Genomic DNA, 24,804 nt, shown 5'->3' on the forward strand with positions numbered 1-24,804 from the left:
GCCGGACGGGTCCCCGAGAGTGGGGGTTATGGTCGCCCGGTGAATGCCACCGCGGTCCTCGCACCGACGAATCCACGCCGCCGCCTGGCGGCATTGTCGTTGGGCCAGCTCGTCAGCTGGGGGGTCCTGTTCTACGCATTCATCGTCGCCTCCCCGGTCATCGCGCAGGACACCGGGTGGTCGCTGTCGCTCGTGACCGGGCTCTACTCGCTGGGCCTGGTGGTCTCGGCCGTCGCGGGCGTCGCGGTGGGCCGCATCCTCGACCGCAACGGGCCGCGACGGATCATGACGGCCGGGTCCCTGACAGGCGCGGCCGGGTTGTGCGTGGTCGCGCTGGCCCCGTCCCCCGCGGTGTTCGCCGTCGGGTGGGGTGTCGTGGGCCTCGCCCAGGCGGCCGTGCTCTACCAGGCGGCGTTCACCGTCATCACCCACCGCTACCAGGAGCGGCGCCAGCTGCCCCTCCTGGTGCTGACGCTCGCCGGCGGGCTCGCCTCGACCGTCTTCGCACCCGTCGTGGTGGCGCTGCTCCGGGTCACGGACTGGCGCACGACCTTCCTGGTGCTCGCCGGGGTCCTCGCCGTCGTGACCGTGCCGCTGCACTGGTTCTCGCTGGAGCGGGCCTGGGTGCCGCACCCGCGCGGGGGGCACGCCGAGGTGCACACGGCGGGGACCGTCCTGCGCCAGCGGCGGTTCTGGATGCTGCTGCTCGCGACCACCGCGATCACGCTGTCGCTGTACACCGTGACCCTCAGCATCATCCCCCTGCTGCTCGAGAAGGGGATCTCCTACGAGCTCGCGGCGATCACGCTGGGCCTGGTCGGTGCGGGCCAGATCGGCGGACGCCTGCTGTTCATGGTGCTCCCGCGCCGGTTGCCGCCCTGGCTGCCGCTGGCCGCGGTCGCCCTCGCCTCGGCGGCCGTGCTGCTGGCGATCGCCCTGCTGCCGGGGCCGACGTGGCTGCTCGTGGCCGTGGCGGTCGTCGCGGGGGCGATCCGGGGCACGCAGACCCTGGTGCAGGCGAACGCGGTGAGCGACCGCTGGGGGTCGGCGAACTACGGCTCGATCAACGGTCTCTTCAGCGCGCCGCTGACGGTCCTGCTCGCGCTCACGCCCGCGCTCGGTCCGCTGTTCGCCGACGGGGTCGGGTCCTTCGCCGTGATGACGGCGATCCTGGCGGGGGTCGCCGTCATCGGCGCGCTCCTCGCGCGCGGCAGCTAGGGACCCGGGACCGCGCTCGCCCGGGTGCGCGCGAGCGCGGTCGCACCGTCGGAGGTGACCTGCGCCGAGTCCCGGACGCGCGTCACGAGCTGCACCAGCTGCGCGCTCGCCTGCTCGAGCGTGCCGTCGTTGACGATCTCGAGGTCGACGCGGTGGTCGGGCGCGGGGTCCCGCCGCGCGACCCTGGCCGCCGCGGCGGTCTCGTCCTCGCGACCGCGCGCGAGGATGCGCGCGAGGCGCACCTCGTCCGACACGGTGACCCGGACCACCCGCACGTCCGCGAAGAGGCCGGGCAGCTGCTGGAGGACTCCGCGCGAGAGGTTCGCCACGACCACGCCGCCGGCGGCCGCGACGTCGAGCACGTGCGCCCCGATGCCGTACGCGAGGCCGTGCGCGCGCCACGTCAGCGCGAGCTCGCCGCGCCGCTCGGCAGCGGCGAGCTCGGACTCGCTCACGGGCTCGTGGTCCTCCCCCGGCCCCGCGGGGCGGGTGATCCGACGCCGCGGGAAGACGATCCCGGCGTCGTCGGCCAGGGCCTGCCGCGCACGCTCGAGGATCGCGTCCTTCCCCGACCCGCTCGGCCCGACGACGGCGACGAACGCACCCGTCACGCGACCCGCCGGCCCTCGCGCCACACGCCGCGCACGATCGGCACGGGGGTGCCCAGCGGGTGGTGCTCGCTCGGCGCCCCCTCGTACGCGTGCACGCGCACGACGTCGGCCCGCTTGCCCGCCGCGATCACGCCGCGGTCCTCCAGGCCGGCCGCACGCGCCGGGTTGCCGCTGACCAGCGCCGCGGCCTGCGGCAGGGTGACGTCGCCGCGCGCGACGAGCAGGAAGACCGCCTGCAGCGTGCTGGCCGGGACGTAGTCGCTCGACAGGATGTCCAGCAGCCCCAGGCTCAGCAGCTCGGCCGCGCCGACGTTGCCCGAGTGCGAACCACCCCGGACGACGTTGGGCGAGCCCATGACGACGAGCTGCCCCGCGGCACGGGCCGCCCGGGCGGCCACGACGGTCGTCGGGAACTCCGAGATCCGCACCCCCGCGGCCGCGGCCTCGTCGACGTGCGCCTGGGTGGCGTCGTCGTGCGCGGCGATCGTGAGGCCCCGCTCACGGGCACGCTCGGTCATCCGGCGGCGGTTGTCCTCGGAGTACTTCTCCGACAGCACGTGCAGCTCCGCGACGTGCGCCTCGAACTGGGCGTTGCTCATGCTGTGCTTGCCGACCATGTAGGTGCGGAACGCCTCGACGTCGGCGTACTGGCGCTGGCCGGGCGTGTGGTCCATGAGGGAGACCATGCGGACCCGCTCGTGCCCGCCCAGCTGGTCGAACACCTCGACGACGTCCGGCGTCGCGACCTCGCAGCGCAGGTGCACGTAGTGGTCCGCGCGCAGCAGCCCCGCCTCGGCGGCGTGGATCACGGCCGGCACGAGGGTGTGCGCCTTGCCGCTCAGCCGGTTCTCGCCCGGGAGGCTGCCGATGCGCAGCGAGTCGAGCACCGTCGTCGTGCCCGACGCCGCCATCTGCGCGTCGTGCGCGATCACTGCCGGGATCGGGTCCCAGAACCGCTGGGGGCGCGGCTGGTAGTGGGCCTCGACCTGGTCGGTGTGCAGCTCGACGAGGCCCGGCAGCAGGTGGTCGGCGCCCATGTCCTCGCCGGGGACGCCGGGGACGTCCAGGTGCGGGTCGTCGGAGATCTCCGCGACGACGCCGTCCTCGATCCGCACGGATCCGTGGACGACCTGGTCCGCCAGGACGATGTGGGCGTTGCGCAGGACGAGGGGCATCAGACGGTCTCCAGGATCGACTCGGCGAAGGGGTGGACGGAGAGGACCTCGAAGGGGGCGCCCGGCTCGGGCTCGACACTGATCACGACCGCGGTGAGCGGCACGTCGATCCCGGTCAGCCCCGCGAAGTGCTCCTCCAGGGCGGCGTCGACCTCGGCTGCGCGCTCGGCGGGCACGGGGTCGGTGAGGGTGAGGTGGAAGCGGAACTCGTCGAGCACGTACGGGTAGCCCCACTGCTCGAACAGCTCGCGCTGGCGCGGCGTGAGCCGCTCGGGACGGCGGCGGCGGACGTCGGCGTCGCTGATCGGCGCACGGAAGTCCTCGAACTCGGCCAGGACGGCGGCGGCGAGCGTGTCGAGGGCGCCGTCGTCGGGCGCCGGGAGCAGCGCACGGAAGCCGTCGATCGGCGCGGCACGCAGGCCGGGGATCACGACCGGAGGGCGTGCCGCGGCGAACGCGTCGGCGGCCGCCCGCAGCTCGTCCTCCGTGCGCCCGTCGGCCAGGCGGATCGGCGACCGGAGCGTGGCGTGGAAGCCGTAACGGCGCGCGTCGGTCGTCAGGCCCTGGAGCTCGTCGCGGGCGTACCAGGCCTCGACCGCGGCGCGCAGCCGGTGCGCCTCGGCGGCGTCGGCGTCGTGGGCGCCGGGGACGGCGTACACGGCGTACCGCCTCACGCGGCGACCTCCTGGCGCGTCGAGGTGAACGCGTGCACGTCGACGGTCACGTCGGCGACCGCCTCGCGCACGTCGGCGTCGTGGAAGATCGCCAGCATCGCCGCCCCGGTGACCAGGCGCTCGCGGATCAGGTCGATCACCACCGCGCGGTTGCGCACGTCGAGCGACGCGGTCGGCTCGTCGAGCAGCAGCAGCGGCCGCTCGACGACGAAGCCCCGCGCGATGTTGACCCGCTGCTGCTCACCACCCGAGAAGGTGGCGGGCGGCAGGTTCCACAGGCGCTCCGGGACGTTCAGCCGTGCCAGCAGCGCGCCGGCCTGCTCACGCGCCGTCTCCCGGGGCACGCCGCGCTCGACGAGCGGCTCCGCGACCACGTCCAGCGCGGGGACGCGTGGCACGGCACGCAGGAACTGGCTCACGTACCCGACGGTCTCCCGCCGGGCGGCGAGCACCTGCCTTGGCTGCGCGACGGCGAGGTCCATGGTCGAGCGCCGGTGCCGCAGCAGGATGCGGCCCGAGTCCGCGCCGTAGCTGCCGAAGACCATCTTCAGGACCGTGCTCTTGCCGGCGCCGGACTCGCCGCCGAGGACCACGCAGGCCCCGCGCGGCACGTCGAAGGTCAGGCCGCGCAGCACGGGGAGCCGCTGGGAGTCCTGCAGGTGCAGGGTGAACGTCTTGTCGACGTCCTGGACGGACAGGGTGGCGTCGGGGGGCATCGGCGGGGTCGTGTCGTACGTCATGTGATCAGCCCTGGAGGATCGAGGAGACGAGCAGCTGGGTGTAGGCGGCCTGCGGGTCGTCGAGGACCCGGTCCGTCAGGCCGGACTCGATGACGAAGCCGTCCTTCATCACCAGCGTCCGGTGGGAGATGAGGCGCGCGACGGCGAGGTCGTGGGTGACGACCACGACCGCGAGACCGAGCTCGGCGACGAGCGAGCGGATCAGGTCGAGCAGGCGGGCCTGCACCGACACGTCCAGGCCGCTCGTCGGCTCGTCCATGAAGACCAGCCGCGGGCCGAACACGAGGTTCCGCGCGATCTGCACGCGCTGGCGCATGCCGCCCGAGAACGAGGCGGGCGTGTCGTCGATGCGGTCGGCCGGGATCTCGACGCGGCGCAGCCACTCGTCGGCCTCCGCCCTGATCGCGCCGTAGTGGCGCCACCCGTTCGCCATGAGCGGCTCACCGACGTTGCCGCCCGCGCTGACGTGCATCCGCAGCCCGTCCGTGGCGTCCTGGTGGACGAAGCCCCACTCGGTGCGCCACAGGCGCCGCACCTCGCGCTCGCTCAGCGTCGACAGGTCGAGCAGGCCGTCACCCGCGCCGTCGTCGTGGCGGACGGCCGTGCGGTAGCGGATCGACCCCTCGTCCAGCGTGAGCTGCTGCGCCAGGACGCCGAGCAGGGTGGACTTGCCGGAGCCGGACTCGCCCACGACGGCGAGCACCTCACCCGGCCACAGGTCGAAGGTCACGTCCCGGCAGCCGAACCGCTCGTCGTAGCGGTGCCCGGCGCCGGTCACGCTCAGCAGGGGCGTCTCGTCGGTCATGCGTTCACCTCGGCGGCCCGGTCGCCCTCGCGCGCCTGCGTGGTGCGCTCGCAGTGGTCGGTGTCGGAGCAGACGAACATCACGCCTCCGCGGTCGTCCATGACGACCTCGTCGAGATACACACCGGCAGATCCGCAGATCTCGCACGGCCGGTCGAACCGCTGTGGCTCGAAAGGGAAGTCCTCGAATCCCAGGCTCTCCACGTCGGTGTACGGCGGGATGGCGTAGATGCGCTTCTCACGCCCGGCACCGAAAAGCTGCAGCGCGGGGCTCCGGTGCATTTTCGGGTTGTCGAAGCTCGGGATAGGAGAAGGCGCCATGACGTAACGCCCGTTGACGAGCACCGGATAGTCGTACGTCTTCGCGATGTGCCCGTACCGCGCGATGTCCTCGTAGAGCTTGACGTACATCAGGCCGTACTCCTCGAGGGCGTGCAGACGCCGCGTCTCGGTCTCGCGCGGCTCGAGGAAGCGCAGCGGCTCGGGGATGGGGACCTGGTACACGATGACCTGACCGTCGACCAGCGGGGTCTCGGGGATCCGGTGCCGGGTCTGGATGATCGTGGCCTCGTCCGTGCGCGTCGTGCTGGCGGCGCCGGCGACCTTCTCGAAGAAGGCGCGGATCGACACCGCGTTGGTCGTGTCGTCCGCGCCCTGGTCGATCACCTTGAGCGTGTCGGACGGGCCGATCACCGCTGCGGTGACCTGGACGCCGCCGGTGCCCCAGCCGCGGGGCATCGGCACCTCCCGGGACGCGAACGGCACCTGGAACCCGGGGACGGCGACACCCTTGAGCAGGGCGCGGCGGACGACCCGCTTGGTCTGCTCGTCGAGGTAGCCCTCGTTGTAGACGATCCGTGGCGCGGTCATGCGTTCTCCTCGATCAGGGTCCCGCGTGCGGACGCGTCCGCCGAGGCCGCCTCGCGGGCCCGGAACTCGCGGCGCAGGCTGCGGATCAGCCCGAGCTCCGCCTGGAAGTCGACGTAGTGCGGCAGCTTCAGGTGCTCGACGAACCCGGTGGCCTGGACGTTGTCGGCGTGGGCGATCACGAACTCCTCGTCCTGCGCGGGCGACACCACGCGCTCGCCGAACTCCTCGCGGCGCAGCGCCCGGTCGACCAGCGACATCGACATGGCCTTGCGCTCGGCCCGTCCGAAGACGAGGCCGTAGCCGCGGGTGAACTGGGGGGCCTGGTCGGCGCTGCCGACGAACTGGTTGACCATCTGGCACTCGGTCACCTCGATGCGCCCGATCGGCACGGCGTGCCCGAGCTCCGGGACGTCGAGCTCGACCTCGACCTCGCCGACCCGCACCTCGCCGACGAACGGGTGGGTGTTGCCGAAGCCGCGCTGCGTGGAGTAGCCCAACGAGAGCAGGAAGCCCTCGTCGCCGCGGCTGAGGGCCTGCAGGCGCTCGGCGCGGCTCATCGGGAAGACCGTCGGCTCGCGGGTGAGGTCGCCCGGGTCCGGGTCGGTCCAGCCCTCGGCGGGCCGGTCCAGCTCGACGAGGGCGTCGACGCCGAGCAGGTCGGTGACGCGGGGCATCGGCTCGCCGGCCGGCGCGTCCGGGACCGGCAGCTCCGGGGTCTCGAGCTCGTCGGCGAGGAGACGGTGGGTGTAGTCGAACGTCGCGCCGAGCTGCTGGCCGCCGGGGATGTCCTTGAAGGTCGCCGAGACGCGGCGCTCCGGGGGCAGGCCGGCGGTGTCGACGGCGAGGGTGATGCCGAACCGCGGCAGCGTGGTGCGGTAGGAGCGCAGCAGGGTGACGGCCTCGAGCACGTCGCCCTGCGCCTGCAGCAGCGCCTTCGCGGCCAGGTCCGGGTCGTACAGCGAGCCCTCGGCCATGACGCGCGAGACGAGCACGCCCAGCTGGTCGCGGACCTGCACGTGGTCGATGCGCGGGACGTCGGCATCGCCGCGCCCGCGCTTGGCGAGCAGCGCGTGGGCGTGGGCGATCGCCTTCTCGCCCCCCTTGACGGCGACGTACATCAGGCGTCCCCTCTCTCGTCGTCGGCGTGCTCGTGCGCATGCTCGTGCGCGTCGCTCAGCGCGGTGGTGCGTGGCAGACCGCGCACCGTCGTCCCCGCGGCGAGGAGGACGTCGACGCCGCGCGGGAAGAGCGCGTGGTTCGCCTGCCACTGGGCGAGGAAGCCGGGCGGCAGGCCGGCGCCGTCCCACGTGGCGACCTCGGGGATGCCCGGTCCGGTCGCCACGAGCGCCTGGGTGCCGTGCGCGCCGGAGGTGTCGATCACGAGCGTCGCCGACCGGTGCGGCTCCTCGTCCGTCCCCTGCGCGAGGTCGCCCAGCGAGGGCGCCGCAGACGGCGAGGAGACGACGGCGAACGCGGCGTCCCCGGGCTCGTCGACGACCCGCGCGCCGGTGTGGAAGGCGATCCAGGCGCCGACCGCGGGTGCCGCCCGCAGCGCGGGATCGAGCCACACGGGCGTCTGCTCGTCGCACAGCGCCAGGACCACGGCTCCGGCGGTGGCGCCCAGCGGGGCCGGGGGCTCGACGACGACGCCGACGGGTTGGGCCGTCGTGGGGCGCGCGAGCGCCTCGAGCACGGCGCGGAACACCTGCTGCGCGTCGCGCACCGGGTGCGCGAACCCGGGCGTGCGGTGGGCGACCGACGTGCTCATGCGTGCTCCCTGGCGACGGTGAAGAAGTCGACGACCGTGCTCCGTGCGTCGCCCTGGGCGGCCGCGTCGCGCTCCGCCTGGGCGCGCTCGAGCGGCTCGATCACGTCGGTGAGGACCCGCGCGCGCTGCTCCGGTGCGGCCAGCAGGGCGTCGAAGACGGCGGCCAGGCCGGCGTGCTCGGGGTGGCTGCCGAGGACGTACGACGTGCCGCTCACCTCGCCCACGCCGGCACCGCTGAGCATCACCGTCGCCCGGGTGACGGTCGCCTCCCCGAGGTTGAAGCGGTCACCGGTGCCGCCGACCCGGCCCTGCACCATCACGAGGCCGGCCTCGGGGGCCCGCAGGTACGTGACCTCGGGCTGCTCACCCCACGCCGACCACAGCGCCGCCAGCTCGGCATGGGAGGAACCCGCGAGCACCCGCGCGGCACGACGGACGTCGTCGACCGACGGACCGCCTGCCACGCTGTCCTGGACCGTCATGATGCGATGCACCTCACGCCCGACATCCCCTCAAGTTGTCTACTGTTCTAGATAACTCACATGCTAGGCCGAGCCCACCAGGCGGAGAAGACCCAGCGGTCGACGCCCAGGGCACCAGACGATGAACTTCTGTGGACACCCGGGAGGGACACGCCGTGACGGATCGCACCACCGCCGCCCGCGCGCGCAGCGGCTACTCGGCCTGGCGCCTGATCGCCGAGGAGCTCCGCGTCGAGATCGGCGACGGCCGGCTGCGCGCGGGCGACCGCCTCCCGACCGAGCACACGCTGGCCGAGCGCTTCGACGTGAACCGGCACACGGCACGTCGGGCGATCGCCGTGCTCGCCGAGGACGGGCTCGTCGAGTCCCGGCGCGGCAGCGGCACCTTCGTCACCGGCGAGCCGGTGCGGCTGCACAAGATCGGGCTGCGCACCCGCCTGACGCGCAGCCTCGGCACCCGCGGCAGCGCCAGCGTGCTGGACAGCGCGGTCGAGGACGCCCCGGCCGAGGTCGCCCGGCGGCTCGCGATCCCCGGCGGCCGGGCGGTCCGGGTCGAGACGACCCGCTCGGTGGCCGGGCGGCCGATCTCCGTGAGCACGCACTGGTTCGACGTCGCGCGGCTGCCCGACATCGCCGTCACGCTGGGACGCGAGGGGTCGGTCACGGCCGCGCTGCGCGCGAGCGGCATCGACGACTACGTGCGGGCGTCGACCGTCGTCAGCGCGCGGCACGCCACGGCGTCGGAGGCCGCGCTGCTCGCCCTCGGGCCCGGCGCGATCGTGCTGGTGGCCGAGGCGCTCGACACCCTGCCCGACGGCACCCCGCTGCAGCACCTGGTGACGCGCTTCGCCGCCCAGCGCGTGCGCCTGGACATCGAGCACCCGACCCCGGGGAGCCCGCCGGCCGCGAGTCCCTGACCCTGCGGCACCGTCACGGCTCGATGCGCACGTCCGTGCCGCGCAGCCCCGCGCGGAACCCGTCGTCCTGGACGGTCACCTCGTGCAGCACCAGCCCGTCGGGCATGCCCTCGATCTCGTGCTCGATCGTCACGAGCCGGCGGGCGAGCGCCCCGAACGCGTCGGCGAGGAAGCCCGGGCCGCCGATGTCGATCGTCCGCGGCTCGATGACGAGGCGCCCCGCGCGCACCGTGACGGTCCCGGTCGCCTCGACGTCCAGCACCCGACCGAGGCCCTCGAACGACCGGTGCACGGCCGCCTGGTCCGGGCTGCCCGGGACGGGTCCGACGCGCACGTCGGACCCGATCTGCCCCGCGACCAGGTCGAACGGCACGGTGGCGTCGACCGTCAGGGCCCCGGCGACCAGCCCCGCCGCCCCGGTCCGCAGGTCCTGACCGGTGACGGCGACGTCGTGCACGATGCCGTCGGGCGTCGCCAGGGTCCGGGCGTCCAGGGTGATCCCGTCCAGCCACAGGTCGCCGTCGGCGAGGTCGTCGGGGGGCTGGTCCGCCGCGCTGCCGTCCCCCGCCGTCGTCGTCGGGCGCGGGACCGGCGCTGCCGACGACGCCGACCGCGTCACCGCGAGCACGGCGACGACCACCACCAGCACCATCACGAGCACGGCCACCGCCGCCCCGACCAACCCGTCCACCAGCCGCCGTCGCTCCATGGGCGAAGTCTGGCCCGGCTCGGCCGGACGCACCCGGCGAGTGCCGGGAACGCGTCACGGCACGGGGACCGTCGCCGCCGCGGCCGCCTGGTCGGCGATCAGGCGTTGCGCCCTGTCGGTGATGTCGGCGGCCCGGCCGCCCAGCTGCAGCGCGGTGAAGTTGAACCTCTGACCCGGGCCCGTCAACGCAGTGGTGATCGCGTCCGTCGGGACGTCCTGCGGCACGACGCCGACGAACCGGGTGCGCGTCGGGCTCATCCGCACGGTCGTCGGCACCCCGTCGACGAGGATCTGCGTCGGCACCTCGTCGAGCTCGGACGCGACGTCGTCCAGGCTGGACGTGCCCGGCGCGAGCCGCTCGACGTCCTTGCGGACCTGACCACCCAGCTCGGCCTGGGTGACGAGCCTGCGCATGCCCTTGTCCGCGGCGACGGCCTCGATGGCCGCGGCGGACAGCTCCTCACTGCCCCCGACGACCGCCCGCACGTCGTCGGTCAGCCCGGACCGGCGCAGCACCGCGAGGACGGCGGGCCGGTTCTGCTCGATGACGAACCGGGCGAACTCCTCGGGGTCGCCGATCCCGCTCGACGACGACCGCAGACCCTGCGCGGCACCCCGGCCGGCCTTCGCCTCCAGCACCGTGACCAGCTCCATCGTCCCGTCGGGCAACCGCCGCGCGATGACGCCGTCGGTGAGCTGGCGCCCGGCCAGGTCGGCGATGCGATGACCCTCGATCACCTCCAGGCCCGCGGAGTCGGCGACGCCCAGCACGTCGTCCGCGCCCGTGGCCATCCGTCGGGCGACGTCGACGTGCATGATCTCCTCGAAGAGCTGGCCCTTGACCTGGTTGACGTCGGCACCCTTCGCCAGGACCCGGGCGATGGCGTCGTCGGGCAGGTCGAGGCCCGCCAGGACGGCCCGGGCGCGGACGAGGCGCGCCTCGGCGACCTGCAGCCCCGCCGCGCCGATGCCGAAACGGCTCGCGGCCCGGGCGGTGAGCTGCTCACCGACGTCCTCACCCAGCGCCGCGGTCGCCCGGCTCCGGAACGCGGACAGCGCGACGGCGTCGCCGTTCGCGGCCAGCGTCCGCGCCGCCGGACGCAGTGCCCTCGCGACCGGCGCCAGGTCCACCAGCAGGAACGCCGCGTCGAGCAGCACCCACGTCAGCGACGGCTCGTTGAGCGAGAGGTCCGCCACCGCCTCGTCGAGGGCGACGTGCTCGGCCGCGGACTCGTCGAGGTAGCTGTTGATGCTGCCGTACAGCGCGCCCGCGCCCCAGGCCGCCGCGACGGCCACACCCGCCGCGGGCGTGAAGAGCATGCCCGCCAGCAGGGTCGTGGTGATCGCGAGCGCCGCCACGACCCACCCCAGGAAGGTCTCGTCGTCCTCGATCGCCTCGATCCGCGTCCGGATGGCGGCGATCAGGGTCTCGTGGGTCACGCCGAGCCGTTCCTGGGTGATGCGCAGGACGTCCCGCATGTTCCAGACCTTGAGGTCGTCGTCGTCGATCGCGTCGCGGACCCGCTCGATGTTCGCCAGCACCTCCGTGACCGTCCCGCCGACCATCGCGCCGAGCTCCGTCGGGTCCGCCGACGAGAACGACCCCGGCACGTACGCGCTGCTCAGGAGGATCGGGTACGTCCGGCCGAACGAGTACCGGGCCGCGTTGTAGATCGGCACCCGCTGGGCCAGCAGCTGCCGGTTCCGGTCGAGGTTCGCGATGTCGACCATGACCGACTGCTCGTTCTCCGGGATCCTCCTGGCGAACTCCTCCGGCGTCAGGACGCCGGCGGCCGGGGCGTACCTCGACAGCGCGGACTCGGCCACCTGGATCGACAGGGCCAGCGGCTGCGGCGCGAGCTCGGCCAGCATCCGGTCGGCTGCGAGCAGGCCGTCGATGTCCGGCGAGCACACGAGGGCGGAGTACCGCTCCAGCTCGCTGCGCGCCTCGTCCGCGTTGTGCTGCAGCATCTCGACGGCGACCGTCTTGGCCTCCGCCAGGAAGCGGGCCGGGAACCACTGGTGGACGAGCTGCAGCAGGGTGCGCTCGTCCGGGACGTCGAGCGCGGCGAGCTCGGCCCCGATCTGCGCGCTGAGGTCGGCCTCCACGGCCGCCAGCGCCTGGCGCGCGCTCGTGGCGGCCGGGTCGACCCCCGAGCGGTCCTGCGCGTCGTCCGCGAGCGCCGCGAGCTCGGTCCGGGCCCTGTCCCGCCGCGTGATCATGTCGACCAGGTGGGCGCCGCCCGTCGCCTGGTCCAGCCTCACCCTGTCGGCCTCGTCGAGGCTGGGCAGCAGCAGCGCGCCGTAGCGCTCGGAGGGATCGGGCACGTGGGCGCCCGTGGGTTGGCGGGCGATCCCGGCCGAGCGGCCGACCGGGGCGTCCGCGGGCGAGGAGCCCGCGACCCACTGCGCCGCCGCCCGCTCGGCGGCCACCTCGTGGGCGTCGGCCGGGTCGCTCACGGTCAGGCCGGTGGCGGCGGGCGCGGCGGGTGCCTGCACGGTGTGGACGAGCTCGTGCGCGAGCAGGTGGGACCCCCCGCGGGTGCCCGGCTGGTACTCGCCCTGGCCGAAGAACACGTCGGCGCCCACGGTGAACGCCCGCGCACCCAGCGACCGGGCGAGGTCGGCGGACTCGGCGTCGCGGTGCACCCGGACCCCGGCGAGCGCGTCGGGCCCGACGACGTCGCCGTACCGCCGCTGCAGGTCGGGGGCGAGGCGTTCGCCACCACCGACCCGACCGCTGATCCGCCCGGCGAGCTCGTCGGCCGGGGCGCCGGGACCGGTCGCGAGGGAGCGCACGAGGCGCACGGTCATGGCGTTGCCGCCCACCTGCTGGAGCTGCTCCAGCACCGCGGCGGGCCCCGTCGGCGACCACGCTGGCGCCCGGGAGTCGGCGCGGTCCGTCCTCCTGAGGGTCGCGCCCACCGGTGCGTGCCGTCGTGCGGCACCCGCGGTGCTCACCGCCTCATGGTCACAGACTCCGGGCCTGGTGACCATGGTCGGCCGCCCGCGCCCGCCGAAATCCGTACGGCGCCCCGACGCCACCCTCCTAGAGTCACGCCGTGACCGTGGAGCGGACCCTGGCGAAGGTCGACGAGGACCTGCGCCTCGGCGACGTCGAGATGGCGCGCACCCGGCTACGGAGCCTGGTCCAGAGCCTGCCGCACCGGCTCGACGCGCGGGACCGGCTGGCCGACGTCTACCGGCTCGAGGGCAACCTGGTCGAGGCGGGACGCTGGTCGTACCTCGGCGAGGACCGCGACCCGGAGGAGGTGGCGGCGTTCGAGCGCGCCTGCGGCGACGACGCGGTGCGGATCATGCGGGCGCTGCGGTGGCGCGGCCCCGAGGACGCCGCCGGGACGGAGGCGGCGCGGCAGCGGCTGCTCGACGTCCGCACGCGGGCGCAGGACAAGGCCGGCAGGAAGCTCGACTGGGAGACGTCGGGGCGTGAGGCCGCAGGATCCCGGCGGGACGACCTCGGCACCGTCGGGTGCCTGCTGGGTGCCCTCGTCCTCGTCGCCCTGATGGTCGTCGGCGCGGTGACGGTGGTCGGCTGGGTCCTCTGAGACGTCGGGCCGGTCGTCGCGCCGCGCGCGGCTCGACAGTGGCGGCCGCGGAGACACCGATGAGTCCGCGCACCCTCGCCGGTCTACTCCCCCACCACCACGACCCAAGGAGCACCGCATGTCGTTCCAGGCCTATCTCGACGCCGTCGAGGAGAAGACCGGGCTCACGCCGCGCGAGCTCGTGGACCTCGCGCACGGCCGTGGGTTCGACGCCTCGACCAAGGCCGGGCCCATCCTGGCGTGGCTGGCCGACGACTACGGGCTGGGGCGCGGGCACGGGATGGCGATGGTGCACGTCATCACCAAGGGCCCCACGATCGGCACCACGCACGTCGGCGGCACGGGCACGCACCGCGACGCGTCGGACACGCTGTGGCTCGACGGCAGGGCCACGCGCCCGCAGTGAGGGCGACGCGACCAGTAGGGGCAGCCTGCCGGCCGACCGCGGTGACCGCGTCGCCGGGGGCTGCCATGCTCGAGACGCGGTGCCGACACCCTCGTCCCTGTGCCCTGGGTGCTGCCGCCCCCGCCCCGGAGGACCGACATGCGCCCCACCACCGTCGTCGCGGCCTGCCCCGTCCACGCGCACGTCAGCCCGCTGCTGCCCGTGGCCCGCGCGCTCGTCGACGCGGGGCACCGCGTGCGGTTCCTCACCGCCGAGCGGTTCCGCACCGAGGTCGAGGCCACCGGCGCCGAGCTCGCTCCCCTGCCGCCCGACGCCGGCTTCGACGAGCGCACGCTCGACGTCGACCACCCCGAGCGGGCCGGCCGCACCGGCGCCGCCGCCATGCGCTGGGACCTGACCGAGCTGTTCATCAGGCGCATCGCCACGCAGGTCGCGGCACTCGACGCGATCCTCGACGAGGCCGACGGCACCGACGGCACGGTAGGTGCCCTCGTCTTCGACCCGCTGTTCCTCGGCGCCTTCGCGATCACCACCCGCCCGCCCGCGCAGCGCCCCCGCACCGTCGTCGTCGGCATCTTCCCGTCCGCGACGCCGCACCCCGGCGTGCCGCCGTTCGGCCCCGGCCTGACCCCGATGCCGGGCCTGGGCGGTCGGGTGCGCGACGCGCTCGTGCGGGCCGCCGTGGAGCGGGGCGCGCTGCGGCCCGCCCAGGTCGCGGCCGTCCGCGCGATGCGCGACATCGGTGCACGTCCGCCGGCCGGCTTCCTGTTCGGCTGGGCGGCCAGCGCCGACGTCACCGTCCAGCTCACCGTCCCCGGGTTCGAGTACCCGCGCCCGCTCCTGGGCGACACGTTCCGGCTCCTCGGCCCGACGGGCGTCCCGCGCCCCGGCAGCGTGACCGTCGACCCCGCGACCCTGCCCGGGTGGTGGTCGGACCTGGACGGGCGCACGGTCGTGCACGTCACGCAGGGCACGGTCGCCAACGACGACCCGGCCCAGCTGCTGCGCCCCACGATCGACGCCCTGGCCGACGAGGACGTGCTGGTCGTCGCCGCGACCGGCGGCGCCCCGGTCGAGAACCTCGGCCCGCTGCCCGCGAACGTGCGTGCCGAGCGCATGCTCCCCTACCCCGCCCTGCTTCCCCGCACCGACGTCATGGTGACCAACGGCGGGTACGGCGGGGTGCACTGGGCGCTCGCCCACGGCGTCCCGCTGGTCGTCGCGGGCGCCACGGAGGACAAGGCCGAGGTGGGGGCGCGCGTCGCGTGGTCCGGCGCCGGCGTCCGCCTGCGTGGCAACCGGCCGACTGCCGACCGGGTCCGCGACGCCGTCCGCACGGTCCGCACCGACCCGTCGTACCGGGCGAGCGCGCAGCGGCTGGCCGAGCAGATCGCGGCCTCGCCGGGCGCGGCCGGGGTCGTCGACGCCGTGACCGCGAGCGGCCCGGGCTCCGGTGTCGGCGGGTGCCGGTAGCGTCGCGGCCGTGCCGGAGTACGAGGTCGACGTCACCCTGTGGCAGGTCGAGAACGGGTCGTGGGTGTTCGCGGCCCTGCCGTTCGACGTCGCCGACCAGGTGGACGAGGTGACGCGCGGCCGGCAGGGCGGGTTCGGCTCGGTCCGGGTCGAGGTGACGCTCGGGCCGACGACGTGGCGCACGTCGCTGTTCCCGGACAAGGTGCGCGAGACGTTCGTGCTGCCGGTCAAGAAGGCGGTCCGGACGGCCGCCGGCGTCGCGGTCGGCGACGTGGTGCGCGTGCGGCTGCGGCTCGTCGACGGGTGAGGCGCGTCAGGACGAGATGCGGCCCTTGGCGAAGTAGGCCAGCGGGCCCACCCAGTTGACGAGCAGCGCGATCGCCCACACGGACTTGGGACCGTTCACCTGGTCCGCGGGGCGGCGGACGAGGTCGCGGTAGGCGGCGGTGGTCAGGGCGATCTGGGCGGCGCCGACGAGGGACACCACCACGCGCCGACCGGTGCTCATCGCCAGCCACTTCTTCTGCAGGTGCACGTCGGACCTCCGGGGTGGGCGCGCTCGGCGCGGGACGGGTCACCCCCATCGTCCACCAGCGCCGCACGCGCCGCAGGACCGGACGTCCCGCCGTAACCTGGCGGCATGGAGCTCACCCTGGGTCTCGACGAGGCCCTGACCCTGGCCCGTGCGGCCGACGCGATCCCGTCCGCCGTGACCGACGTGCGCGGGGAGGCCCGCCTGGTCCGCGCCCAGGTCAAGGTGCACGAGCTGCCGGGGGTCCCCGGTGCCGTCCGCATGGCGACGCGGCTGGCGGGACCCGTCGACGTGCGCGTCGAGGACCGTGGGGTGACGGGCCGCACCTGGCAGGTGGCGGTCGTCGCGTCGCACCCGGTGCTGCGCATGGACCTCAGCGGGTTCGTGACGGACGCCGTCCGCGGGCAGCTGGGCAAGCTGCCCCCGGGCGTCGCGACGGTGCACACCGCGGGCGGCGCGACCGTCGTCGAGGTCGACCTCGACCGCCTGGGCCCGCTGGTCGGCGAGGCGTTCCCGGCAGCGCGCGGGCTGGCGCTGCGCGTCGACGACGTGGAGCTCGGCGACCGTCTGCGGCTGGCCGCCACGGTCCGGTGACGCGTGGCCGGGAGGCCCGCAAGATCGTGGTACCAACCCCTCGCGCGGGCGCGATCTGTGCCGCTAGGCTGTCTCTCGTAGTCGCAGTGCTTTGTTTGTCCCGTTCTCCGGAGCGGACGACGACCACCGTGATTCACCGGTCCCGGTCGTCGGGTCCGTAGTAGCCGCATGAGGAGAATGACGTGCCCACTGGCATCGTGAAGTGGTTCAACGCCGAGAAGGGTTTCGGCTTCATCGCCCCCGAGGATGGCGGCCCGGACGTGTTCGTCCACTACTCGGCCATCCAGACGCAGGGCTACCGCTCGCTCGAGGAGAACCAGCGCGTGCAGTTCGACGTGCAGGCCGGCCCCAAGGGCCCGCAGGCCTCGAACGTCACCACCGCCTGAGCGACGAGCACCCCGAGCCCACGGGCTCACCGGAAGGCGCCCCGACCACTGGTCGGGGCGCCTTCTGCGTTCCGGCCACCCCGTCGCCGACGCACCACCATGGTCGCGAGCCCCCGAACCCCGCTCCCGGGCCCCGTCCCCCACCCCGCCGAGCGCAACACCGCTCCCCGAATGGGCCTCCCAACGGGGACCCATGTCCCGCTCGCGCCACACCCCGCCGACCGGAACACGGCTCCCTGAAACGGCCGGCAGACGGGGACCCATGTTCCGGTCGCGCCACCCCCGCCGCCCACCGGAACACCAGTCACCTGTTCGACCGGCCGACGGGGACTGGTGTGCCGGTCGGCGACGCGGGGCTAGGTTGCGTGACGATCTAGTCAGTCGTACTGTCTAGCCATGGTCAGCCGCACCGCACCCGTCCCCGACGGGCCGTCGTCCGACGCCGTCGGCGAGTGGCCCGGCGAGTGGCTGCGCGGGGTCCTGTCCCTGTGCGCACTGCGCGTCCTGGCCGACGGCGCCACCTACGGCTACGACATCGCCCAGCGGCTCGCCGCCGCGGGTCTCGGCGAGATCAAGGGCGGCACCCTGTACCCCCTGCTCGGCCGGTTGCACGCCGCGGGGCTCCTCGACGAGGAGTGGCGCCCGGGCGACGGCGGCCCCGGCCGCAAGTACTACGCCCTGACCGACGCGGGGCGCACCCACCTGCACGACGAGGGCGCGCGCTGGTCCCGCTTCGCCGACCTCACCCAGTCGTTCGTCACGCAACCGGAGGTCTCCCGATGAGCACCGACCCCGCCACCCTCGCCCCCCACGTCGAGCCGCGCTGGCGCGACGGCTTCGTCGTCGAGCTGCGGCTGCGCAACGTGCCCGGGGCCTCGATCGGCGACGCCCTTGCCGAGGTCGAGGCGCACTGCGTCGACGCCGGCCAGGACGCCGAGACGGCGTTCGGCGACCCAGTCGCGTACGCACGCGGGATCGCCGGGGTCCTGCCCCGCCGTCGCACGCCGGTACGGGACGGGGCCGCCGTCGTCGTGCAGACCGCAGGAGTCGTGGGGGTCGTGTGGGCGGTGCCGCCGTGGCTGCACGGCGAGCCCCTCGCACTCTCCGGCGGCATGGCGGCGAGCGTGATCGCCACGCTGCTCGTCGCGGTCGCCCTGTGCTTCGCACCGGCCGCGGTGCTGGGTCGCCTTGCGCGCGTCCGGTGGTGGCTTGCGGGGCTGGCGGGCTCCGTGATCGCGCTCGTCCTCGCTTACACGGCGCTCCTGCCGGGCGGTGCACTGACAGCAGCTGCGGCCCCGGTCGTCCTGGTCAGCGTCATCCTGCTGGCGGCGGGCGCCGCGGCCCTGCACGCTCTGGGTGCCACGAACGACGCCGTCACAGGACCCGGGGACGACGACGCCGAGGGGGCGCGACGAGCCCGCCGCACCTCGGTCCTCCTGAGCGCGGCGCTGCCTGCCGTCGCGCTGCTCGCCGCTGGCCTGCTGGCCCTGCTGCCGCGCTGAGCCGCGCCCGCCGTCCCCGCATCCCACGTCCGCCACACGCCCGGAGGCCTCCCGATGAGCACCGAGATCACTCAGCTCGCCCCCCACGTCGAGAAGTCCTGGGCCGACGACTTCGTCGTCGAGCTGCGGCTGCGGGACGTGCCCGGCGCCGCGATCGGCGACGTGCTGACCGAGGTGGACGCGCACGTGGTCGACTCCGGCACCAGCGCGCGCGACGCGTTCGGCGACCCCGTGCAGTACGCCGTGCAGATCGCCGAGACCGCCGGGCGGCCCACACCTGACGACCCGCGGGAGATGGTGCCGCTCGCGCTCGGCGGTGCCGGGCTGGTCGTCGCGATCGACGGCGTCGTGGAGTGGTTCGGCGACGGGACGGTCGACGTGACCGGGGGCACGGTGGCCCTCGTCCTCGCGGTGCTCACGCTGCCGTTCGTCGTCCAGCGGCACGGCACGCCGCTGCTGCGCTACCTGGTCGCGAGCTCGTTCTGGCGGATCTGGCTGCTGAGCATGGCGTTCATGGGGGCCCTGGTCGGTCTCGCGCTGCTGGCGCGGACGTGGCACATCGGCACCCTGCCCGCACCGCCCGTGGCCGTCGCCGCGCTCGCGCTGCTGGCGGTCACGACCGCGCTCGAGCTGCGCAACCGCTCGGAGGTCGACCCGCTGCTGGCCCCGGGTGCCGATCGTGCGACGGCCGACGCCGCGGCCCGGCGCGACGCCCGCGGGCTGGCGCTGGTCGTCACCGGGATCCAGGTCGGGAGCATCGCCGCCGCCGTGGGCCTGGCCGTCCTCGTCACGCACCTGGCCGGCTGAGGGTCAGCGGCTCCAGCGCCGCACGACGAGGCCCAGCCCCACCGCGAACGTCGCGCCCGCCACCGCCAGGTACGGACCGTAGAACCGCCGCAGCAACGGCGCACCCGCCCCGGCCGCCGCACCGACGGCGGCCCCCACCGCCAGCGACCGCACCCCCCGCGCCCCGAGCGCGTGCGCCGCGAGCGGTCCCGCGGGCACGCGAGCGTCCCCCGCGGCGGCCGCGTACACCTTGACGGGGATGCCGTTGAGGGCCTGGCGCCAGATGCCGCGCGCGCCGGCGGCGGCGAGGTCCGCGGCGGCGCGCTCGCGCATCGCGCGCGTGGTCAGCGGCGCGGGCGGCTGCTCGCCGCGGGCCGTGAGCGCGCGGGTCACGAGGATCCCGGCGACGGACCCGACGGCCAGGCATGCGGCGGCCGGCACCACGCGCCGCGGGTGCGACGCGGCGACGAGCACGAGGTACATCTCGGAGGTGACCGGCAGGCTCACGGCCTCGGCGAACCCCCAGGCCACGGCCCCGACCATGCCGGCCGGCCCGGACATGACGTTGCGCAGCACGCGCCACGTCCGCGAGCGCGACGGCACCGGCGGGCCGGCCGCGAGCATCCCCTCGATCTGCGCGACCAGGGGCGCCATGTCGGTGAGCTCGTGCGGGTCCAGCGGGTGCCCGACGCGCACCTCGACGGGCCCCGGCGTCAGGCGCCCCTTCTTGGCGAGCAGCTCCCGCGTGCCGACCACGGCGACGGGCAGGATCGGCACGTCGAACTCCTGGGCGATGCGCAGCGCGCCGCTGCGGAACCGGCCCAGCTGCCCGTCGGTGGACCGCGTGCCCTCGGGGAACACCAGCAGGCTCGACCCCGAGCCGAGCACCTCGGTCGCGCCCTCGATGAGCGACTCGTACCCGCCGCCGCCGTGCCGGCGCACGGGCACGGCGCCGATGGCGAGCTTGAGGAGCCGCGCCTTCCACGGGTCGTCGAACCAGTAGTCGCCGGCAGCGACGACGACCGGCTTGTACGGCGCGGGGAACGCGGCGATGAGCGCCGGGGTGTCGGCATGCGACTGGTGGTTCGCGACGACGACCATCGCCTCGTAGGGCGCCGAGCCGACGACCCGGAAGCCGCCGATCAGGTGGAACGTGTTGCGCCAGGCGACGTGCCGGACCGCCCCGGCGAGGTTGAAGCCCGGCGGCAGCCCGACGCGCCGACGCAGCCGCCGCAGCGCGGCCGCCGGGTCGTGCGCGTGATCCTCGTCCGCGTGACCCTCGACCGCGTGACCCTCGACCGAGCCCGTCGCGGGCCGGTCCTCGCTCATGCCAGCACCCACGCGAGCGGCAGGACGAGCAGCAGCGAGTCCACCCGGTCGAGCAGCCCGCCGAACCCGGGCAGCCACGTGCCCGCGTCCTTGACCCCTGCGCGTCGCTTCACCATGGACTCCACCAGATCTCCTCCTACACAGCCGAGCACCACGGCGACCACCAGGCCCACCGACACCGCTCCGAGCACGACGAGCACGAGCGTGCCGCCGACGGCCGCGCCGACGAGCCCGCCGACGGTCTTGTTGGGGCTCAGCGGCGACAGCGGCCGCCGCGCCCACGCGAACCTCTTGAGCCCCTGCCCCCCGCACCACGCGGCGACGTCCGTCGCGGCCGCCGCGAAGCACAGCAGGAACGCGTCGGACCCGACGAGCACGAGGTGCGCGAGCGACCAGCACAGCCAGATCGACCCGAAGGCTGCGCCCGTCGCGCGCTCGACGCCGCGGTCGAGGTCGCCCGTCAGCACGGCCGGCACGGCGCACAGCAGCGCGATCAGCGGCACCAGGGCCAGCAGCCCGGGGTCGAGCCAGGCCGCCACGGGGTAGGCCACGGCCAGCACGAGCAGGATCACGGTCTCGGGACGCGGCAACCGCGTCATGGCGGCGAACTCCCGCACGGCCTGCAGCGCGAGCAGCACCGCCAGCAGGGTCGTCGGGCCGGGCCCGAGCCACATCGGGATGCCGATGACGGGCAGGATCATCGCCCACGTCGTCCAGCGGCGCCGCAGCTCCGGCCGGCGGGACGCGAGCACGGGGACGGCGGCGACCGCGAGGATCGCGGCGGTCAGCACGAACAGGAAGACGGCCCGACCGTCGAGGTCGAGGTGCCAGTCGCCGAGCCGCAGGTCGAGCGCGTAGGCGGTGCGGTCCAGGCCGGTCCACGCCGCGAGCGGGTCGGCGACCCCGTCGCGCTGCGTCGGGTCGACGCTCACGCGCCCGGACCGGCGGCCAGGGCCTGGCGGATGCGTCGTGCGCGCACGACGGCGGTGAGCACCGAGCCGACGACGACCACGACGGCGACACCGGGGAGCAGGGTCGGCACGGCGGACGCGAGCACCGCGAACGCGCACCGTTCGGTCTTGCCGAGCGGGCCGCCGTTGAGCCGCGGCGCGCCCGCACCGGCGCCGGCCAGCGACACGAACGTCGGCAGCGTCGCGGCGAGCGCGGCGACGAGCACCCACGCCAGGGGCGTCAGGCCGCCGACCGCGTCACCACCGGTGCGGACGGCCAGCACCGCCAGCCCGGCGAACATCAGCAGGTCCGACGACCGGTCGCCCAGCTCGTTGAGGACGAACCCCCACGGCCGTGACACCCCGCGTGCCCGCGCGACCGCACCGTCGAGGTTCGCGCCCGCGAGGCGCACGGCCAGCAGCACGAGGGCCGCGGGCCACCAGCCAAGCGCGAGGGCGACGGCCGCGAGCACCGCGCCGACGACGCCCACGACCGTGAAGGTGTCCGGTGACGTGCCGCGGGCGACCGCCCCGTCGACGAACCGGTGCAGCCGCCGGGTGTACCAGGGCTTGAGCGCGTACAGCGACGGCATGCCCGCGACTGTACCCACCGGCTCCGCGCGCCGCGGCGCCGCGGCGCGGAGGTCACCCGCCCGCCCCACAGCGGCGGACGGCCCGGTCGTCGTGGCGCGCGGGTGACGCGGCGCGGACGGTCCGAGAGGCAGCGCCCCGCACCCCCTAGACTCGGCCCGTGATCTTCAAGGCGGTGGGCGAGGGGCGCCCGTACCCGGACCACGGGTTGACGACCCCCGCGCAGTGGGCGGACGTCCCACCGCGTCAGGTACGGCTCGACGAGCTCGTCACGACGAAGCGCAACCTGGACCTCGACGCGCTGCTCGCCGAGGACTCGACGTTCTACGGCGACCTGTTCGCCCACGTCGTCGAGTACCGGGGCGTCCTCTACCTCGAGGACGGTCTGCACCGTGCCGTGCGCGCCGCCCTCCACCAGCGCGCGCTGCTGCACGCGCGGGTGCTGGTGGTGGACGTGACCGCCGCGAGCCGGGGCGAGTGAGGGACGGGGCCGCGTGAGCGATCAGGACCGGGCGCGCGCGTTGCGGCGCCGCCACATGCACGAGCGGCAGGCCGTCGTGTTCGGCGTGCTGCTCGCCGCCCTGGCGGTCGCCGGGCTCGGCTCGGCCGCCCTCTACACCGACAGCCTGTCGCTGCCGTTCTTCGAGCGCGAGTTCTCGGTGGAGCCGACGACCGCCGCCGAGTCCTTCGCGACGTACTGCCCGCCGGAGGGTGCCCTCCCGGTCCCGGCCGCGCAGATCACCGTCGACGTGTACAACGGCGCGGGGCAGGCCGGCCTGGCGGGTCAGACCGCGTCAGCGCTGACCGAGCGCGGCTTCGTCATCGGGACCACCGACAACGCGCCCGCCGACATCGCCGGGGTCGCCCGCATCATCTACGGCGCCAACGGCATCGCGGCGGCGTACACGCTGCAGGCCTATCTGCCGGACGCGGTCCTGCAGCTCGCCGACCGTCTGGACGCGCGCATCGACCTGGTCGTGGGCTCCGAGTTCATGGGGCTCCTGCCGGTCGAGGAGGTCCTGCTCGACCCGGCCGCTCCGCTCGTGGGGCCCGAGGGTTGCACCCCGTTCGCCGAGATGACCGCGGTCCCCGCGGTGCCGCCGGCCGAGGGCGAGGCCCCACCCGAGGGCGAGGCACCCGTCGAGGGCGAGGCCCCGGTGGAGGGCGAGGCCCCCGTCGAGGGCGAGGCGCCCCCGGAGGGCTGACGCCCTCAGCGCGTCGGCTCGTCCCGCGTCGGCTCGTCGCGCGTCAGCTCGTCGCGCGTCAGCTCGTCACCGCCCGGCACGGAGGCGGGCGTCGCCGGCTCGTCGTGCGTGCCGCGCCACCGGGCCACCGCCCGCATGAGGTGGTAGAGCCCGATCGCGACGGCCGTACCGAGCGCGATGCCCTCGAACTGCAGGTCACCGGCCTGCCAGGTGAAGTTCGCGATGCCGACGACGAGCGCGACCGCCGCCGGCATGAGGTTCACCGGGGCGGAGAAGTCGACGCGGTTCTGCACCCAGATCCGCGCGCCGAGGAGGCCGATCATGCCGTAGAGGACCGTCGCGGCACCGCTGAGCACACCCGCGGGGATCGTCGCGACGACGGCGCCGAACTTGGGCGAGAGCGCCAGGACGAGCGCGGTCGCGGCGGCCACCCAGTAGGCGGCGGTCGAGTACACGCGGGACGCGGCCATGACGCCGATGTTCTCGGCGTACGTCGTGGTGCCGGACCCGCCGCCGGTGCCGGCGAGCGTGGTCGCCAGGCCGTCGGCCATGAGCGCGCGACCGATGACCGGGTCGAGGTCCCGGCCCGTCATCGCGGCGACCGACTTCACGTGCCCGACGTTCTCCGCGACGAGCACGAGGACGACGGGCAGGAACAGGCCGAGGACCGCGAGGTCGAACGTGGGGGCGACGAACGGCGGCAGCCCCACCCAGGCGGCGTCGCGGACGGGCTCGAGGTCGACCTCGCTGCGCAGGAGGGCCACGGCGTACCCGACGAGCACCCCCACGAGGATCGACAGGCGACCGAGGATGCCCCGGAACAGCACGGTGACCAGCACGATCGCGAGCAGCGTGACGGTCGCGGTGACGGGTGCGGCGCGGAAGCCGGAGCACGTGCCCGCGTCGTCGCACGTCCCCCAGGCCACGGGCGCGAGGTTCAGGCCGATGAGCGCGACGATCGTGCCCGTGACGACCGGGGGCATGAGCGCGTCGATCCAACGCGTCCCGGCGAGGTGCGCGACGAGGCCGACGGCGACCAGCGCGACGCCGGTGACGAGGATGCCGCCGACCGCCACCGACTGCCCGCCCGTGGCGGTCGCCGCCATGACGGGGGCGATGAACGCGAAGCTCGAGCCCAGGTAGCTGGGCAGGCGGTTGCGCGTCACCAGCAGGAACAGCGCGGTGCCCACCGCGGAGAAGAACAGCGTCGTCTGCGGCGAGAAGCCCGTGATGAGCGGCACGAGGAACGTCGCGCCGAACATCGCCACGACGTGCTGCATGCCGATGCCGATGGTGCGGCCCCACGCGAGCCGCTCCTCGGGTGCCACCACCTCACCGGGCCGGACGGTCCGCCCGTCGCCGTGCACGGTCCAGCCCCAGCCGCTCATGTCTGCTCCTCGCGTCGCGTGGTCCTCGCCCGTCTGCGAGGGTAGCGAGCGCGGACCGGTGGCATCAGGGACGGACGTCCGGTGCACGACGCGTCCCTCACGGACGACGCATTCCTCCCACCACCGCG

Annotated in this window: 29 protein-coding genes; 13 read left to right on the forward strand and 16 right to left on the reverse strand. The window is 74.8% G+C overall.

The window, feature by feature from the left end; translation table 11 throughout:
- The first annotated feature begins 39 nt into the window (after window positions 1-39).
- Window positions 40-1,218 (forward strand): MFS transporter, encoded by a 1,179-nt coding sequence (locus tag OKX07_RS17760; protein WP_265629315.1) that lies wholly within the window; start codon window positions 40-42, stop codon window positions 1,216-1,218.
- Here OKX07_RS17760 and phnN read toward each other — a convergent pair.
- The 9 genes from phnN to phnG are packed head-to-tail and all read right to left on the reverse strand — an operon-like array spanning window position 1,215 to window position 8,342.
- A complete protein-coding gene (gene phnN, locus OKX07_RS17765; protein WP_265629316.1) occupies window positions 1,215-1,829 on the reverse strand; it encodes a phosphonate metabolism protein/1,5-bisphosphokinase (PRPP-forming) PhnN in 615 nt (204 codons plus the stop codon). The genes OKX07_RS17760 and phnN overlap by 4 nt on opposite strands.
- A complete protein-coding gene (locus OKX07_RS17770) occupies window positions 1,826-3,004 on the reverse strand; it encodes an alpha-D-ribose 1-methylphosphonate 5-triphosphate diphosphatase (RefSeq protein ID WP_265629317.1) in 1,179 nt (392 codons plus the stop codon). Before OKX07_RS17770 ends, phnN begins: the two co-directional genes overlap by 4 nt.
- Window positions 3,004-3,678 (reverse strand): DUF1045 domain-containing protein, encoded by a 675-nt coding sequence (locus OKX07_RS17775; protein ID WP_265629318.1) that lies wholly within the window; start codon window positions 3,676-3,678, stop codon window positions 3,004-3,006. The genes OKX07_RS17770 and OKX07_RS17775 overlap by 1 nt, the downstream gene beginning before the upstream one ends.
- Window positions 3,675-4,418: a phosphonate C-P lyase system protein PhnL gene (gene phnL, locus OKX07_RS17780; RefSeq protein ID WP_265629319.1), complete on the reverse strand. Its 744-nt coding sequence runs from the start codon at window positions 4,416-4,418 to the stop codon at window positions 3,675-3,677. Before phnL ends, OKX07_RS17775 begins: the two co-directional genes overlap by 4 nt.
- 4 nt (window positions 4,419-4,422) lie before the next feature.
- Window positions 4,423-5,223 (reverse strand): phosphonate C-P lyase system protein PhnK, encoded by an 801-nt coding sequence (phnK, locus tag OKX07_RS17785; protein WP_265629320.1) that lies wholly within the window; start codon window positions 5,221-5,223, stop codon window positions 4,423-4,425.
- Window positions 5,220-6,092, reverse strand: coding sequence for an alpha-D-ribose 1-methylphosphonate 5-phosphate C-P-lyase PhnJ (locus OKX07_RS17790; RefSeq protein ID WP_265629321.1), 873 nt, complete (start codon window positions 6,090-6,092; stop codon window positions 5,220-5,222). Before OKX07_RS17790 ends, phnK begins: the two co-directional genes overlap by 4 nt.
- Window positions 6,089-7,210, reverse strand: coding sequence for a carbon-phosphorus lyase complex subunit PhnI (locus tag OKX07_RS17795; RefSeq protein WP_265629322.1), 1,122 nt, complete (start codon window positions 7,208-7,210; stop codon window positions 6,089-6,091). Before OKX07_RS17795 ends, OKX07_RS17790 begins: the two co-directional genes overlap by 4 nt.
- The gene (gene phnH / locus OKX07_RS17800; RefSeq protein ID WP_265629323.1) at window positions 7,210-7,860 is read right to left on the reverse strand and encodes a phosphonate C-P lyase system protein PhnH; all 651 of its coding nucleotides are present in this window, start codon (window positions 7,858-7,860) and stop codon (window positions 7,210-7,212) included. The genes OKX07_RS17795 and phnH overlap by 1 nt, the downstream gene beginning before the upstream one ends.
- Entirely contained in the window at window positions 7,857-8,342 is a 486-nt protein-coding gene (phnG, locus tag OKX07_RS17805) for a phosphonate C-P lyase system protein PhnG (protein ID WP_265629324.1), read from the reverse strand. Before phnG ends, phnH begins: the two co-directional genes overlap by 4 nt.
- Before the next feature lie 155 nt (window positions 8,343-8,497).
- Here phnG and phnF point away from each other — a divergent pair, with 155 nt between their 5' ends.
- A complete protein-coding gene (phnF, locus tag OKX07_RS17810) occupies window positions 8,498-9,259 on the forward strand; it encodes a phosphonate metabolism transcriptional regulator PhnF (protein WP_265629325.1) in 762 nt (253 codons plus the stop codon).
- Between the two features lie 13 nt (window positions 9,260-9,272).
- Here phnF and OKX07_RS17815 read toward each other — a convergent pair whose 3' ends face one another.
- Both OKX07_RS17815 and OKX07_RS17820 read right to left on the reverse strand, forming a co-directional pair.
- Complete coding sequence (locus tag OKX07_RS17815) at window positions 9,273-9,968, reverse strand: LmeA family phospholipid-binding protein (protein ID WP_265629326.1); 696 nt, start codon at window positions 9,966-9,968, stop codon at window positions 9,273-9,275.
- Window positions 9,969-10,022: 54 nt separating this feature from the next.
- Window positions 10,023-12,929: a DUF4157 domain-containing protein gene (locus tag OKX07_RS17820; protein WP_265629327.1), complete on the reverse strand. Its 2,907-nt coding sequence runs from the start codon at window positions 12,927-12,929 to the stop codon at window positions 10,023-10,025.
- A gap of 101 nt (window positions 12,930-13,030) precedes the next feature.
- Here OKX07_RS17820 and OKX07_RS17825 point away from each other — a divergent pair, with 101 nt between their 5' ends.
- The 4 genes from OKX07_RS17825 to OKX07_RS17840 all read left to right on the forward strand — a co-directional run bounded on the left by OKX07_RS17825 (window position 13,031) and on the right by OKX07_RS17840 (window position 15,720).
- The gene (locus OKX07_RS17825) at window positions 13,031-13,534 is read left to right on the forward strand and encodes a DUF6584 family protein (RefSeq protein WP_265629328.1); all 504 of its coding nucleotides are present in this window, start codon (window positions 13,031-13,033) and stop codon (window positions 13,532-13,534) included.
- A 118-nt stretch (window positions 13,535-13,652) separates the two neighbouring features.
- The gene (locus tag OKX07_RS17830) at window positions 13,653-13,940 is read left to right on the forward strand and encodes a DUF4287 domain-containing protein (protein WP_265629329.1); all 288 of its coding nucleotides are present in this window, start codon (window positions 13,653-13,655) and stop codon (window positions 13,938-13,940) included.
- A gap of 138 nt (window positions 13,941-14,078) precedes the next feature.
- Window positions 14,079-15,413: a glycosyltransferase gene (locus OKX07_RS17835; RefSeq protein WP_265629330.1), complete on the forward strand. Its 1,335-nt coding sequence runs from the start codon at window positions 14,079-14,081 to the stop codon at window positions 15,411-15,413.
- Between the two features lie 10 nt (window positions 15,414-15,423).
- Entirely contained in the window at window positions 15,424-15,720 is a 297-nt protein-coding gene (locus OKX07_RS17840) for a DUF1905 domain-containing protein (protein ID WP_265629331.1), read from the forward strand.
- Between the two features lie 6 nt (window positions 15,721-15,726).
- Here the strand turns inward: OKX07_RS17840 and OKX07_RS17845 are convergent, their stop codons facing one another.
- Window positions 15,727-15,948 (reverse strand): PLDc N-terminal domain-containing protein, encoded by a 222-nt coding sequence (locus OKX07_RS17845; RefSeq protein WP_265629332.1) that lies wholly within the window; start codon window positions 15,946-15,948, stop codon window positions 15,727-15,729.
- A 105-nt stretch (window positions 15,949-16,053) separates the two neighbouring features.
- Between OKX07_RS17845 and OKX07_RS17850 the strand changes: the two genes are divergently transcribed.
- The 5 genes from OKX07_RS17850 to OKX07_RS17870 all read left to right on the forward strand — a co-directional run bounded on the left by OKX07_RS17850 (window position 16,054) and on the right by OKX07_RS17870 (window position 19,234).
- Complete coding sequence (locus OKX07_RS17850; protein WP_265629333.1) at window positions 16,054-16,539, forward strand: hypothetical protein; 486 nt, start codon at window positions 16,054-16,056, stop codon at window positions 16,537-16,539.
- A gap of 182 nt (window positions 16,540-16,721) precedes the next feature.
- Window positions 16,722-16,925, forward strand: coding sequence for a cold-shock protein (locus tag OKX07_RS17855; protein WP_208196288.1), 204 nt, complete (start codon window positions 16,722-16,724; stop codon window positions 16,923-16,925).
- 396 nt (window positions 16,926-17,321) lie between these two features.
- Window positions 17,322-17,708 carry a PadR family transcriptional regulator gene (locus OKX07_RS17860; protein ID WP_265629334.1) on the forward strand — a complete coding sequence of 129 codons (387 nt, stop codon included), beginning with the start codon at window positions 17,322-17,324 and terminating at the stop codon, window positions 17,706-17,708.
- Window positions 17,705-18,427 (forward strand): hypothetical protein, encoded by a 723-nt coding sequence (locus tag OKX07_RS17865; RefSeq protein WP_265629335.1) that lies wholly within the window; start codon window positions 17,705-17,707, stop codon window positions 18,425-18,427. The genes OKX07_RS17860 and OKX07_RS17865 overlap by 4 nt, the downstream gene beginning before the upstream one ends.
- Window positions 18,428-18,481: 54 nt before the next feature.
- The gene (locus OKX07_RS17870) at window positions 18,482-19,234 is read left to right on the forward strand and encodes a hypothetical protein (protein WP_265629336.1); all 753 of its coding nucleotides are present in this window, start codon (window positions 18,482-18,484) and stop codon (window positions 19,232-19,234) included.
- A gap of 3 nt (window positions 19,235-19,237) precedes the next feature.
- Here OKX07_RS17870 and OKX07_RS17875 read toward each other — a convergent pair whose 3' ends face one another.
- The 3 genes from OKX07_RS17875 to OKX07_RS17885 are packed head-to-tail and all read right to left on the reverse strand — an operon-like array spanning window position 19,238 to window position 22,085.
- Window positions 19,238-20,542, reverse strand: coding sequence for a lysophospholipid acyltransferase family protein (locus tag OKX07_RS17875; protein WP_265629337.1), 1,305 nt, complete (start codon window positions 20,540-20,542; stop codon window positions 19,238-19,240).
- Window positions 20,539-21,474, reverse strand: coding sequence for a phosphatidate cytidylyltransferase (locus OKX07_RS17880; RefSeq protein WP_265629338.1), 936 nt, complete (start codon window positions 21,472-21,474; stop codon window positions 20,539-20,541). Before OKX07_RS17880 ends, OKX07_RS17875 begins: the two co-directional genes overlap by 4 nt.
- Window positions 21,471-22,085, reverse strand: coding sequence for a CDP-alcohol phosphatidyltransferase family protein (locus tag OKX07_RS17885; RefSeq protein WP_265629339.1), 615 nt, complete (start codon window positions 22,083-22,085; stop codon window positions 21,471-21,473). Before OKX07_RS17885 ends, OKX07_RS17880 begins: the two co-directional genes overlap by 4 nt.
- A 158-nt stretch (window positions 22,086-22,243) precedes the next feature.
- On the opposite strand from OKX07_RS17885, the gene OKX07_RS17890 reads away from it, so the two are divergent.
- Together OKX07_RS17890 and OKX07_RS17895 are read left to right on the forward strand one after the other, a co-directional pair.
- Window positions 22,244-22,564: a type II toxin-antitoxin system VapB family antitoxin gene (locus tag OKX07_RS17890; RefSeq protein ID WP_265629340.1), complete on the forward strand. Its 321-nt coding sequence runs from the start codon at window positions 22,244-22,246 to the stop codon at window positions 22,562-22,564.
- 13 nt (window positions 22,565-22,577) lie between these two features.
- Window positions 22,578-23,288: a LytR C-terminal domain-containing protein gene (locus tag OKX07_RS17895; protein ID WP_265629341.1), complete on the forward strand. Its 711-nt coding sequence runs from the start codon at window positions 22,578-22,580 to the stop codon at window positions 23,286-23,288.
- A 5-nt stretch (window positions 23,289-23,293) separates the two neighbouring features.
- On the opposite strand, the gene OKX07_RS17900 is transcribed toward OKX07_RS17895, so the two are convergent.
- Window positions 23,294-24,676 (reverse strand): uracil-xanthine permease family protein, encoded by a 1,383-nt coding sequence (locus OKX07_RS17900; RefSeq protein WP_265629342.1) that lies wholly within the window; start codon window positions 24,674-24,676, stop codon window positions 23,294-23,296.
- Between the last annotated feature and the right edge of the window lie 128 nt (window positions 24,677-24,804).

The sequence above is a fragment of the Cellulomonas sp. S1-8 genome, assembly GCF_026184235.1.
Lineage (GTDB): Bacteria > Actinomycetota > Actinomycetes > Actinomycetales > Cellulomonadaceae > Cellulomonas.